This window comes from Singulisphaera sp. GP187 (assembly GCF_900129635.1).
Lineage (GTDB): Bacteria > Planctomycetota > Planctomycetia > Isosphaerales > Isosphaeraceae > Singulisphaera.
Genome location: NZ_FSRB01000001.1, coordinates 5,575,636 through 5,588,553 on the forward strand (window position 1 = coordinate 5,575,636; position 12,918 = coordinate 5,588,553).

Genomic DNA, 12,918 nt, shown 5'->3' on the forward strand with positions numbered 1-12,918 from the left:
CGCTGAGCGTCGGGGACGGCATTCCCACGCAGAGCGTGGGAACGAGATCCCGGTATCCTTGCTGCAGTCTCTTGAAATTTGGGATTGGCGCTGGGTTGCATCAGGGTTTCCGGAACGAGGGGAGTTGAGGCCGATCGATGCGAAAGTGCTCAATTGTGGGGTGGGTACGGTCCACTATGTTTTGTCGACTCGTACCGAGAAAGCGGGGGCCGTCGCTTTTTGCTTGCCTGAATTTCTTGAAGGCGAGCAGAGCGTGTTTGCTTCCGAGCCTCATGCGCTCTCGGGCTGGTTCCCATGGTGGGCCGTGTCCACCCTACGGATAATGAAATCAAAAAATGGTTGTTTTCAATGGAATCAGCGAGTCCACCATTGCCGGCTTGGGGAATGATGAACTCTTGAGTGGGGGACGGATCAGGGGCTGGTGGGGGTTGCAGGAGACGGAGTAGGCGTGAGCCAACGTTCAAAAAAGGTGAGCATCTCGGCACGCATTTCGGGGGTGTAGGAATGGCCGACGTCGGGGTAGAGGATGCTCCGGTAGTTGGCCGCGGCGCCGAGGGCTTGGTACGTCTGGCCGACGAGGCGTTCGAGGTCGCGGATGCCGTCGGCGGGGGAGCCGGCGTCGAGGTCGCCGGTCAGGGCGAGGAAGGGGCGAGGGGCGATCAAGGCGAGGACGCCTTCGGTGTCGCAGTGGTTGAGCAGGCCGTTGGCGAAGTAGTACAAGCCGTGGGCGCGGAGCTCGCCGTGGGCGATCAGGTTCTGGTAGCGGGTCAGGCAGGCGACGGCCACGACGGCCGCGACCCGATCGTCGACGGCGGCGAGCCACCAGGCGCGGGTGCTCCCCATGCTCATGCCGGTGGCGCCGATCCGGGCTTTGTCGACTTCGGGGCGGGAGCAAAGGTAGTCGAGCGCGACCTGATCGTCGCGGACCATCATGCCCCAGAGGGTGCGGCCAAACCAGAGGTTCCACTTGTGGAGCGACTCTTGCTCGACCTTGCCAGTCTCCAGCGAGCCCGAAGGGCCGGTGCCGACGCGGTCGCCGTGCCAGTAGGCGTCGGGGGCGAGGACGGCGTAGCCCCGTTTCACGTAGAGTTCACCCAGCGACTCCTCGCCACCGTTGGTGTCGGGGATCAGGATCTGGGTCTTGTCGGGGGTGGAAGAGTGGAGCCAGAGGATCGCAGGTGCAGGCTTGGCGACGCCTTGGGGAATCAGGAGGAGGCTGCTGACCTGGCCGTCGACGCCGTTGTCGAGTTCGACCTTCTCGAGAACGTAGTCGGGCCGAAGCTCGCGCGAGATGACCCGCGTCTGCGACGGAGCCGGCCGAGGCGGCAAGTCGCCGAGTGTGCCGCGGACGGCCTTGAGGAGATCGGGCCGGCGGCGTTTCCATTCGTTGGCATCGTGGGGAACGAGGAACTCCTTCGCCTTGATCTGGCGGTAGACTTCGGGAACCATGCGGTCGCGTTTGGCCTGGGCCGTGCGATAGGCTGAGGCCGCTTCGGGCCCGGAGGCGTGGCCGGGCAACGGGCGGTACCGGGCGACGGCGAGTTGACGGAGCACGACGTCGGCCACGGCTTCGGCCAGACGGTCGGAGGCGGCCGGCGTGTAGTGGGTGCCGTCCTTGCCGAGCATCGTCTCGGCTCCCCCCTGCTCCTGCTCCACCACCCAGTGCAAGTCGTGGACCGGGACCTTGGCCGCGCGCATGACCTTTTCCGCCGCCGCGTTGTACTGCTTGACGTCGGCCTCGACGCGGTCGAAGTTCCCGCCCCGGCGTGCGTGCCGCGCGTCGATAATCGGCGTGGTGTTGGCGAAGACGACGCTGGCTTTCGTCAGCGCGCGGAACTGGGCAACGATCTGGTTGAGGTTCTCGGTATACGCGGCGAGCTCGACCTGGTGGGTGCCGTCGGCCTTGAGACGTTTCAAGTCATGCAGGCCACAATTGAAGTGGATGACGTCGGGTTGCTCACGAATGCACTGATCGATTTGCTTGAGCACGTTAGCGCTATCGCCACCGTTGGCTGGCAAGCTGACCACGATCGCCTTGCCCTTCAGCCGCTCAATCACCTTGGGAGCGTAGCCGAGCCGGATCGAGTCGCCGATCAGCATCACCTTGGGCAGCGTGGGCGTACTCTGGGACGCGGGCGGATCTTGGGCCCGCGTCGACGAGACCAAGACCAGTACGGTCGCGACCAAGAAACCGGGGACTCTCATCGGGCGTCTCCCTCGACTGGCTACGGAAATCAGGGTGCAGTACGCGTTGAGTGGAGCTAAGACAACACAGATTTTAACCACGAATAACACGAATGACACGAATGAAAACAAAGTAAAATAAAATTGAAATTCGTATTAAAGTTCGTGTTGAATTAAATTATTTGTGGTTAAAATCTTGAGTTTCTGTTTGGGGTGAAGTGCGGTCGTTCCAGGTCAGGCCGATCAGTTTTTCAGGTAACGGAGCTGGTTCGAGGAGGCTGGCGAGGTAGCCGATGAGCATGGTGGTCAGGCAGCCGATCATGGCGTACCAGAGAAAAGAGATTTTGGTCAGGAAGCAGATCGGGATGAGGGCGCCGAGGCCTGCGGCCCAGCCGATCAAGGCGCCTTGGGCGGTGGTGCGGCGGACGAGGATTCCGAGGCAGAAGAGGCCGAGCATCGGGCCGCCGACGAGGCCGATGATGGAGTTGCTTGCTTCCAGGAGGGTGCCGAGGTACGGCATCAGGAAGGCGAGTCCGATGACCAGGGCGCCGTAGATCAGGGTCAGGTAGCGGGCGAGCCGCAGTTGCACCTGTTCGTCGGGGTTGGGGTGCGGCCAGAGGCGCTGGTAGAAGTCGACGAGGCTGGCCGAGGTGAGCGAATTGATCCCGGCCGAGATCGTGGACATGCTGGCGGCGTAGATTGCGGCGATGAACAGGCCGGGGAAGCCGATGGGGAGCTCGGTGACCACGAAGTAAGGAAGGATCTGGTCGGGCTTGCGGATATAGCCTGCGGCGAGCGGGTCGCCGTGGACCTGGTAGAAGGCGTAGAGGATGACGCCGGTGCCGTAGAAGACGGCCGTGACCGGGAGGACCAGGCAGAGCTTGAACCAGAGCCCGCGCTGGGCTTCCTTCAGGCTCTTGGCGGTCAGGTAGCGCTGGACCGAGACCTGGTCGGTGGCCATCTGCACCAGGTTCATGAAGGTCGCGCCGATGAGCAAGCCCCAGAGCGTCAGGCGCACGGTGGGGTCGAGGCTCGTGCTGACCTGCATCTTGCCGCTCGATTGCGCGAGTTCGAGCACGTGACCGAAACCGCCAGGGACCCGGGAGACTGCCGTGAGCGCGATGATGACCTGGCCGAGGAACAGGACCACGAGCTGCATGACGTCGGTCCAGATGACCGCCTTCATGCCGCCGAGCGTGGTGTAAAACGTCGTCAGCACCCCGGTGCAGAGGATCGTGAACCAGAGCGGCAGGCCGGTCACCTGTTCCAGGGCCAGGGCCGGGGCATAGGTTGCCAGGGCAAGCCAGAGCAAGACCCGCACGATGAACGAGGCGGAGGCGAGGGTTCGCACCTGCACCGAGAAGCGCGACTCCAGGTACTGGTAGGCCGTGAAGAACTGCTTCTGGTAGAAGAACGGCAGGAACAGCAAGGTGGTAATCGGCGTGGCGATGAAGAATGAGAAATTCACAATATAGAACGTCAAGCCGTAGGCATATCCTTCGCTGGGGGCGGCCAGGAAGCTGATGCCCGAGAACAGGGACGCAAGAATGGTCATCGCCACGATGACGCTGCCCATGCTCCGTTGCGCCAGGAAGTACTCGCTTAAATTACTTTTCTCGCGGAAGAACATGCCGCCGATGGTCAGGGTGAGGAGCAAGTAGCCCCCGAAGACGGTGTAGTCGATCCATGAGAAATGGAGCATGGAGGGCCCTCGTGTTGTGTTGTGCTTCCCAGGCGTGGTTTATGGAATTCGGGTGCATGGGCTTCGAACAGGGAGAAGCGGCCTTCCTCGTTTTTCTGATGGGTGGTCGTAGTGCCTTCGTCGATTTCCCTGGGACCGCGGGCGTCCCGCCCGCTCTTGATTTGAATCAATTGGAATCAGAATTCATGGAATTGCGGGCGGGGCGCCCGCGGTCCCAGGGGAAGACAATCCAACAAACCGAAGGGGTGACGAGCTTCCCTTGGTTGGGGCCGAGACCTCCTGGTGTTGCGTCACCCCGGTTGCAAGCCACCGGGGGCATCAGGAAAAGGGCAGTAAAATACGGCTCACAGGTTAGGAGTGCGACTCTTGAAGAAGTAAGCCGCCATCGACCAGGAGTGCCGCGCCGGTGACGTAGGCGGCGTCGTCCGACACGAGGAAGACGGCCGCCTTGCCGATATCTTCGGGCTTGCCGAGCCGGCCCCAAGGGAGGGTGGCGCCGGCCTGGCTCATGACCTCGGCGCCGAACGCTTCGTGTTCGCCGGGGGTGTCGATCCAGCCGGGTTCGATCAGGTTGACGTTGATCCGATGCGGCACCAACTCGGCGGCGATGGTCAGGGCCATGTGGTTCAGCCCCGCTTTCCCTGCGTTGTAGGCGACGCTGCGCGGGTACGGGCGGCGGGCGTGGACGCTCGAGATGAAGACGATCTTCCCTCCCCCGCCCCGCTCGACCATGTGCTTCGCGACATGCTGGCTCATCGAGAATCCCCCGACCAGCGTTCCTTGAATCACTTTCTGGAACGTGTCGGGTGCGTAGTCGAGGAAGTCGTCGCGGCGGGAGTAGGCGGGGTTACTGATCAAGATATCGAGACGTCCCATCGCCTCGATGGCCCGTTGGGTGATCAGGGCGCAAGAGTCATAGTCGAAGGCATCCCCCTCGACCAGCACGGCCTGCCGTCCGAGGTCCTGGATCTCGGCCACGACGGCCTCGGCCTCGGGCGTACGCACGCGGTCGTTGACCACGACGTCGGCCCCCGCGCGGGCCAATTCGATGGCACAGCCGCGGCCGATCCCTCGGGCTGAACCTGTTACCAATGCCTTCTTGCCGATGAGTTTCATGGAATCCCCCTTCGCGGTAGTTCCGGAGACGAAGCCGTTGGAGCGAGTTGCTCTTGAAGTTCTGGATGGTTGGAGTGGCCGGACGAAGGCCTTGGGTGCCACGGGTTGTACTCAACCCGTGAGCCAAAAACCAGGGCTTTCACTCAGGGGTTGAGTACAACCCGTGGCGCCCGAGCGTCTTTCCGAAGGGGGCAGGCTGAAGCCTGCCCTGGTGAATTCGCCTCGGTTTCTGTTTGAGTCGATGGAGTGATTGATTTTGTATAAATAGGATTTCTGTGGTTGATTGATTGGCGTTACCAGGCTGTCCAGCCGCCGTCGATGACGAGGTTCTGACCGGTCATGAAGCTGCTGGCGTCGCTGGCGAGGAAGACGACGGCCCCCTTGAGTTCGTGGGCCTGCCCCATCCGCTTCATCGGGAGCTTGGCGCGGAGCCGCTCGACCATCGCCGCGGGCGCTCGTTCGGGGGGGAACGGGCCGGGGCTGAGGCAGTTGACCCGGACGCCGTCCGCCGCCCAGTAGGCGGCCAGGTGCCGGGTCATCTGGACGATTCCCCCTTTGAGGGTGTGGTAGGCCACGGGGCTGGCGGAGCAGATGCCTTCGTAGGCGTCGGGGTAGGAGCCGACCAATCCATACATCGAACCGAGCAGGATGATGCTGGCCGGGCCTGCACGCTCGACGGCGTAGTCACGCACCAGCCGGGCGAGTATGAAGTAACCGGTGGCGTGGGCCAGGTGCCGGGTGAACTGCTCGGCCGTCACGCTGGTCAGGTCGTTGCCGAGCGCTTCGTGTCCGTTGTTGACCAGGATGTCGACCCGACCGGCGCGGTCGACGACGCGTGAGAATGCGTCGTCGAGCTCGTCGGGCTTCATGTGGTCGAGCGCCAGGCCGTGGTGCGTCGCGGTCTCGCCCCGGCGCGGCAGTGCGGCGGCGGCCGCCTCGGCGCGGGGGGCGTCGCGACTGGTGATGACCACCGAGGCCCCCGCCTCGGCCAGAGCGCGGGCCATCGCGGAGCCGAGGTGGCCCGTGCCACCGGTGATCAGGACGACCTTGCCCGTCAGGTCGAACAGCTCCGGGATGGTCGGTTCATGCGTCGGTCGGGATTCGCCGGCAGCCTGAGGCATCTTGCTTGGTTCCACGAGTCGGTTGGTTCAAAGTATGAAACAGGAGTCTGTTGCAAGGAAACCGGACCGTTTGTCTGTCCCGGGGGCCGAAATTTGCGGGAGAAACTCGTTCCACGCTCGGCGTGGGAACGAGATCCTGGTATCCTTGCTACAGTCTCTAAAACAGGGCTGAATTCATGAGCCTCCCACCGTCTGCCAACTCTGAGTCTTGACGCTTGCCAGGGCGGCGAGGTTGACCCGCAAGGTTTGCAGCCCTTCGTCGAGCGAGCAGAGGGGCGCACGCTGGCCTTCCACGGCGTCGAGGAACGCCGAGGCCTGGGTGATGAACAGTGTGTCGCGCTCTAGCGGGGCGATCGACTCGTCGTGCCAGGTCTCCTCCTTCGCCAACATCCAGCGCCAGCGGTGGGCATGCGGCTCGAACCGGGCCGCCCCGTGCTCGCAGACGACCGTGATCGTGAGCTCGTTGGGCCACTGGTGCTGGTTCAGGCTGTAGCTGGCGAGGAGTCGCCCCTGGCGGGCCAGGACGTGCGCCGTGTCTTCGACGTCCACTCCCTCGAGCACCTGGTGCGCGGCGTCGGCCACGAGCCGATCGATCGGGCCCACTAACCACTCGCCCGCGTTGAGCATGTGGGTCAGGGCGTCCTGGATGGCGCCGCCGCCGGTGGCGTGGTCGTTGTAGTAGATCGAGCGATAGGCAGGGCGATAGGTCGGGAAGTTCTGGCCAGTGACGACGATGAGTTCCACGGGCCGGCCGAACCGCTGGTCGAGGATCGCCTGACGCATGGCCTGGAGCAGTGGATGAGCGCGGTGGACGTACGCGACGGCCGCGACGAGCTTTTGGGCGTTGACGATCGATTGGAGCCGGTCGATGCCCGCCTCGCTCGTGCTCAACGGCTTCTCGATCAGGAGGTGGATGCCGGCTTCAGCCAGTCGGGTCGCGATCGGAATGTGCGTCTGAGCGGGCGTGGCCACGACCGCGACGTCGGGCGGTTCCTGGAGCGCGGAGTCGAGGTCCGGATAGTGCTTCGAGACCCCGTAGCGCTCGGCCACCGTCCGTCGCAACTCGGGGTTGATCTCCACCAGGCGGACGTCGGCACGCCCCGTCGCCTGAAAGCAACGCAGGTGTCGTTCTCCGATCGAGCCGACCCCGATGATCAGTATAGTCTGACGTTTCAATGGTTTGATCTCCTGGGGCGGCCATCAAGGTCTCGACTTCCCTGTTCCGGGCCACCCTGCCTAGGGCTGGCACTTGACGGTCGCCGCTCCGAGGCTGGCAATTTGCGGAGGTGGGTCGGTCTCCAGCACGACCCCCAAACTTTCGCCCGCCGACACTCGGGCGAAGCCGCGGAGGACCAGCACCAGGCCGGTCCGGTCGGCCTTGATCGGGATGACTTCATGTCCGAGGACGTCGGAGAGGGTTCCGAGGAACTCTCCCTGGCGGACTTGTTGGCCGAGTGTCACGGCGGGTTCGAAGAGTCCGTCGCTCGGCGCGGGGTGCTGGACCTGCATGTGCCCCGAGCCGGCGCGCTGATCTTCGATGACGAGGGGCTCGTCGGTCGGGCGTGCGAGTGTGCCGTCGATCAGGTGCAGGTCCGCCAGGACGTTGAGGCACCCTTGAACATAAGCGGACACGCCGTTCGGGTCGCATCCACCGCCGCCGAGGTATTCGGCATAGATCGCCGGGACGTTTGCGTCGCGGGCCACTGAAAGGGAACGGCCCTCGAGGCTTGGGTCGGTCCCCCAGACGATCGGCAGGCCGAAGGCGCAGGCCATCCGCCGCTGGCGGTTGAGCACGGCGGGGACGGGATGGAGCATGTACCCGGTCAACGGGGAGACGGAGAGTTTGACTCCACCGGTGTGCAGATCAATATAGGCATCGACGGCCCGGATCAAGTTGGCCAGGGCATGGGCGATCTGCTCCGTGGTCGACCCGTCGGGCCGCCCTGGGCAGGTGCGTGCGAGGTCGAGCCCGTCGTCCCCTACGCGTTGGCCGAGGCGGAACGCCGGCTCGTTCACGACGGGGACGATGGTGATCCGCCCCCGGATCTCGTGAGGGGCGAGCCGGACGGCCAGCGTCCGGAGCGCGGCCATCGGCTCGAACTCGTCGCCATGCACGCCGCCGGTGAGCAGGACGTGGGGACCGTCGTGCCGGCCCCCGAGTCGCAATGTCGCCAGTTCCACGAGTGGCTCCCCGGATCTTGCAAATTCAGACGAGAACAAATTAGTTTGAGGTTGTGGCTTCGTAGAACCAGGCGATCGGGACTGACCGGAACCGCGATGAGATCCGCCCTGTCTTCGAGTCGCCCACATAATAGGTGAGCAGGGCCCGGCCGCGGTCGAACACGACGCTCGTGTAGGCGTAATACTTGGTGGGGTCGTTCTCGACGTTGCGGCGGAACGACCAGGTCCGGCCTTCGTCGGTCGAGACCGCGGCGGTGAGCGGGGTCCGCTTGCTGTTGACTTTGCCGTCGCGAAGCGTGTCGTTCCAGATCAAGAGCAAGTCGCCCGTGGATGGGATCCGTCGTAGCGTGGCGGGTGACTCGGGCCCGGCGACCTCCCATGACTTGGCCTCGGTCCAGCTCTCTCCGCCATCGGTCGACTCGCTCACCGCGACGTGTCCGACGATGGTCCTGATCTGCATCAGGAGCCGTCCACCGGCCTGTTCCAGCACCTCGGGCTCCATCGCCCCTTGCTTGGCATATTCGATCAGGCCTCGGCTTCGCTTCCAGGTCTTCCCCTGGTCGTCGGAGAAGTAGCAGGAAGCGGCGTACTTGGGCCCTTTGACGGCGTCCTTGGTCGTCGCGATCGGCACCAGGATTCGACCCGACGAGAGGACCGTGACGCGGTCGTTGTTCAGGACGTGGTAGCCCGGGTCGGTGGTGACGAGCAGCGGCTCGCCGAATGTCTTCGCCTCGTCGTTGGAGACGCGCAAGTAGACATCGAGATCCGTGGGCGAGTTCTTCACGAGGTAGAACAGGCCGATCGGGCCGTCAAACGGGTTGGCCGTCTTGAGCCGACGCAACGTGACGGACATCACGTTCTGCTGGCCGACGTTCTCCTGGAGCACGCGTCGCTCGCTCCAGGTCCGGCCCTGGTCGGTGGAGTCGACCGCGATGATCCGGGCCTTGGCGAAGTCCGACCCGCTCCCCTGGAACTCGGTCGTCGCGTAGATCAGGCTACCGTCGCGGCGCACCAGGACCGACCCTTCGCTGTAGCGCGGATTCTGGGGGGTGGCGACGAAGACGTCGCGGCTGAACTCTTCCGAAGGGGACGCGGGAGCCGGTTTCGCCAGCAGGAGCAAGGCCTGGGCGGCGCGGATCCGGACGTCGAGCACCGGGTCGTCGAGCAAGTGCAGGAGCGCGTCCTTGGCTTCGACCGCGCGGGCTTCCGGGGCGAACTCGGCCGCGTAGACCCGGACGTTGAAGTCGGCGTGGGCGAGGTTGCGGATCAACGCCTTGAGGCCGTCCGCGTCGCCCAGGCTCGCCAGCGCGTGCTCGAAGTAAGCCTTGGTGAGTGGGTCGCTGAACCGAGTTGCTCCGGCCCGGAGCGACTCGAGATCGGCGGGTCGTCCCGTTCGGGCGAGCACCCAGGCGGCGATCCGCGCGGTCTCGCCATTGGCGTCGCCTACATACGTGCGGACCTGATCGAGCGCGGCGCGGTTCCCCGCGCGCCCGAGTGCGGCGGCGGCCATCATCACGAGCTTGGGCTGATCGGCCTGCGTCACGGCTTGGCGGAGCTTGACGCCGTCGCCGACCTGGCCGATTTTGAAGAGGCTTTCACTTGCGTGAATGTGGCCGTGAGGGCTCGGACTCCCCAGGATGTCGAGCAAGACCTGCACATAGGAGAGATCGCCGGCCCGCGACAGCTCGCGCGCCAGCCCGCACCGCTTCTGGTCATCGGTCTCCTTGGGCAGCTTGGGGGTGAGCGCGGCCTCGACGAGAGCCCCCTGCCCTGCCTGGGTGAGCGCCTCGGAGGCGTGCATCGACGGCCAGAACTCGTCGGACGCCAGGGCTCCTTTGAGCACGGTCAGGCAGCGATCCCGGGTGGCTTCGTCGAGCTCGAGCGGAGGTGCGGGGTTGGCGGCTTGTGCCAATCCGCCGAGGGCGATCGCCCAGCCCACAAGGGCGATGAGAGAAGTTGAGCGTGGATTCATGTGTAAGCCTTTTGCTGTTTGAGGAGTCGAAATCCAAATCATGGATTTCGACTTCGACGGAAAAAGAACAACGACCCGCCAGAGAGCGAGGAATCCCCCTCGTTCCCACGGTCCCCCGTGGGAACGAGGGGCGAGAGGCTTCCTAGCCATGGATCGGGTCGTTGAAAAATCAACGGTCGTCGCTCAGCAGATCGCGGATGACCGGTTCGTCGAGCAGGGCCTGGCGTTGTTGCGGGTCGAGTGGGCGGATCGGGGCGGGGGCGAAGTTCCCGGGGATGCCGCGGGCATTGAGTACGGTCGTGCAGGCGGGGAAGACCGGGTATTTCACGGCGATCACCTCGAGCAAGGCCGAGAGCCATTGCTGGCGGCGGGCGGCCTCGGGCCAGTTCCCTTGTTCGGCGGCCTGGGCGATCGCGACCGACCGTTGGGGCGCGAGGCCGTAGATGCCGTCGAGGTTGTCGCGCACGCCCGACTGGATCATGGTGTCGACCAGGTGGGGCTGTGCCGGGATCACGCGGAAGCGGTCGCCAATCCGATCGACGAGTTGGCGGGTCCAGTCCCAGGAACCCGAGCACTTGATGCCCGCGATGTTGGGATGAGTGGCCACGGCCAGCACGGTTTCGAACGAGAGCTTGGTTCCGGTCAGGCCCGGCAGGTCGTAGAGGTAGACAGCCTTTTTCGAGCGGTCCGCCACGGCTCGGAAGTAGTCGACGAGCTCGGTCTGGGTGTACTTCCAGAGGTAGGGCGTGATCACGACGACGCCGTCGATGTCGAGCTCGTGGACCCGCTCGATGCGTTCCACGGTGCGGGCGAAGCTCGTGTCACCGACGCCGACCATGATCTCGCCCCGGCCCCGGGATAACTGCGTGGCTCGTCGCGCCAGGTCGAGGTACGTCTTGTCGGCCAGCAACTGCATGAGGCCCATCGTGCCCCCCACGAGCACCCCGGCGATCCCGGAGCGCCATTGCTCGTCGAGATGGGCCTCCAGACCGTCGTGGTGGAGCGACTCGTCGGCGGTCAACGGGGTGCAAATGGCGGAGATCAGCCTTGTCTTGGTCTTGATCATGGTCGCGATCGCTGGGTGAGATGGGGAAGCTCGCCCCTTGAAACGGAGCCACTTCGAGGTCGACGCCAATGGTACGGCGTTCGGGACAGCCTCGCGAGTGCCTAGACTCGAAAAAAAGTAGCGGTCACGAGGCGAACCGCGCGCCGGGATGCGGATGCGCTCCAACTCGTCGCCACCCTCTTGACGGAGCGGGAGGCACCTGGCGGAATCGACGGGAATCCGGCTGAGTGTCGCTCTATGGGGTCGAGCTTGAATGAATGGATAGGGAGAATCTCTTCAATGCGTATGTCTCTGTTTGCGATGCTGGCGGTTTGCGGGCTCTCCGGCGCTGACGATCCGGGTCAAGCTCAACGCCTGGCGCTCGTCGCCGGCGGGGGGACCGGAAGCGACGGCGCTCCGGCTGACCAGGTCAAGCTTACCAATCCGTTTGGCGTTGGGTTCGCGCCCGATGGCACGGTCATCTTCGTCGAAATGCTCGGCGAGCGCGTCCGCCGGATCGACAAGGCCGGCCACGTCCAGACCGTGGCGGGGACGGGCAAGAAAGGGGACAGCGGCGACGGCGGCCCGGCGACGAAGGCCGAGTTCAACGGGATGCACAGCCTGGCCGTCATGAAGAACGGCGATATCCTCGTGTCCGACACCTGGAACAACCGGGTCCGCAAGATCGACGCCGGCACGGGGACGATCACGACGGTCGCGGGGACCGGGGCGCACGGGTTCTCGGGAGATGGCGGCCCAGCCACGCAGGCGAAGTTCGGCGGCATCTACTGCATCGCCCTCGACGAGCCCGGCCAGGCCCTCTACCTGGCCGACCTGGATAATCGGCGGATCCGGGTGGTCGACCTCAAAACGGGGATCGTCTCGACCGTGGCGGGGAACGGGCGCAAGGGGGTTCCGCAAGATGGGGCCGATGCCCGCACCTCCCCAATGGTCGACCCCAGAGCGGTGGCGACCGACGGTAAGGGGAACGTTTATATCCTCGACCGAGGGGGCAATGCCTTACGGGTCGTCGATCGCTCAGGAAAGATCCGGACTCTGGTCGGCACGGGGGAGAAAGGCTCGTCGGGCGACGGCGGCCCCGGGCGGAAGGCGACGCTCAACGGTCCGAAACATCTTTGCGTGAACCCACAAGGGGACGTCATCATCGCCGATACCGAGAACCATCGAATTCGCCTCTATCGCCCGTCCGACGGAACGATCCAAGGCGTCGCCGGCACCGGCCGGAAGGGGACGTCGGGCGTCGGCAAGGCGCCGGCCGAGGCGGAGTTCAACCAGCCCCATGGGGTTACACTCGCCCCCGACGGGGTGCTCTTTATCTCCGATAGCAGCAACCACCGGATTCTTAAGCTTGTGCCATGAAGCCGATTTGATGCAACGATCCGATCCAGGGCTAGAAAGCCTCTCGCGACTCGTTCCCACGGGGACCGCGGGAACGAGGGTGATTCCTCGCTCTCCGGCGGGTCGTTGATTTGATATGGTGAGTGGTGTGAGCGGGGTTCGACCCGTCTTGTAGGCCCACCAGGATTTAACCCTGGTGGGCCGTGCCCACCCTATAAGACGGATTAGCCTCAAGAGA

The 12,918-nt window shown here is 64.5% G+C and carries 9 protein-coding genes; 1 reads left to right on the forward strand and 8 read right to left on the reverse strand.

Annotated features, from left to right (window positions below; all coding sequences use genetic code 11):
- Positions 1–411: 411 nt before the first annotated feature.
- From BUS42_RS42055 to BUS42_RS21800, 8 genes are all read right to left on the reverse strand, one after another.
- Entirely contained in the window at positions 412–2,205 is a 1,794-nt protein-coding gene (locus BUS42_RS42055; protein ID WP_083670424.1) for a GDSL-type esterase/lipase family protein, read from the reverse strand.
- 157 nt (positions 2,206–2,362) lie between these two features.
- Entirely contained in the window at positions 2,363–3,886 is a 1,524-nt protein-coding gene (locus BUS42_RS21770) for a sodium:solute symporter family transporter (RefSeq protein ID WP_074309659.1), read from the reverse strand.
- 351 nt (positions 3,887–4,237) lie between these two features.
- Positions 4,238–5,002 carry an SDR family NAD(P)-dependent oxidoreductase gene (locus tag BUS42_RS21775; RefSeq protein ID WP_074309661.1) on the reverse strand — a complete coding sequence of 255 codons (765 nt, stop codon included), beginning with the start codon at positions 5,000–5,002 and terminating at the stop codon, positions 4,238–4,240.
- A 293-nt stretch (positions 5,003–5,295) separates the two neighbouring features.
- A complete protein-coding gene (locus BUS42_RS21780; RefSeq protein WP_074309663.1) occupies positions 5,296–6,123 on the reverse strand; it encodes an SDR family oxidoreductase in 828 nt (275 codons plus the stop codon).
- A gap of 174 nt (positions 6,124–6,297) precedes the next feature.
- Positions 6,298–7,299, reverse strand: coding sequence for a Gfo/Idh/MocA family protein (locus tag BUS42_RS21785; RefSeq protein WP_074309665.1), 1,002 nt, complete (start codon positions 7,297–7,299; stop codon positions 6,298–6,300).
- Positions 7,300–7,359: 60 nt separating this feature from the next.
- A complete protein-coding gene (locus BUS42_RS21790) occupies positions 7,360–8,304 on the reverse strand; it encodes a succinylglutamate desuccinylase/aspartoacylase family protein (protein WP_074309666.1) in 945 nt (314 codons plus the stop codon).
- A gap of 40 nt (positions 8,305–8,344) precedes the next feature.
- Positions 8,345–10,276, reverse strand: coding sequence for an exo-alpha-sialidase (locus BUS42_RS21795; RefSeq protein ID WP_074309667.1), 1,932 nt, complete (start codon positions 10,274–10,276; stop codon positions 8,345–8,347).
- A 169-nt stretch (positions 10,277–10,445) separates the two neighbouring features.
- Positions 10,446–11,342: a dihydrodipicolinate synthase family protein gene (locus BUS42_RS21800; RefSeq protein ID WP_074309669.1), complete on the reverse strand. Its 897-nt coding sequence runs from the start codon at positions 11,340–11,342 to the stop codon at positions 10,446–10,448.
- A gap of 279 nt (positions 11,343–11,621) precedes the next feature.
- On the opposite strand from BUS42_RS21800, the gene BUS42_RS21805 reads away from it, so the two are divergent.
- Entirely contained in the window at positions 11,622–12,701 is a 1,080-nt protein-coding gene (locus tag BUS42_RS21805; protein ID WP_074309671.1) for an NHL repeat-containing protein, read from the forward strand.
- Positions 12,702–12,918: the final 217 nt, after the last annotated feature.

Bases quoted from the DNA above. Each gene is read 5' to 3' on its own strand.
- BUS42_RS42055 (WP_083670424.1), bottom strand. From the start codon at position 2,205: ATGAGAGTCCCCGGTTTCTTGGTCGCGACCGTACTGGTCTTGGTCTCG.
- BUS42_RS21770 (WP_074309659.1), bottom strand. From the start codon at position 3,886: ATGCTCCATTTCTCATGGATCGACTACACCGTCTTCGGGGGCTACTTG.
- BUS42_RS21775 (WP_074309661.1), bottom strand. From the start codon at position 5,002: ATGAAACTCATCGGCAAGAAGGCATTGGTAACAGGTTCAGCCCGAGGG.
- BUS42_RS21780 (WP_074309663.1), bottom strand. From the start codon at position 6,123: ATGCCTCAGGCTGCCGGCGAATCCCGACCGACGCATGAACCGACCATC.
- BUS42_RS21795 (WP_074309667.1), bottom strand. From the start codon at position 10,276: ATGAATCCACGCTCAACTTCTCTCATCGCCCTTGTGGGCTGGGCGATC.
- BUS42_RS21800 (WP_074309669.1), bottom strand. From the start codon at position 11,342: ATGATCAAGACCAAGACAAGGCTGATCTCCGCCATTTGCACCCCGTTG.
- BUS42_RS21805 (WP_074309671.1), top strand. From the start codon at position 11,622: ATGCGTATGTCTCTGTTTGCGATGCTGGCGGTTTGCGGGCTCTCCGGC.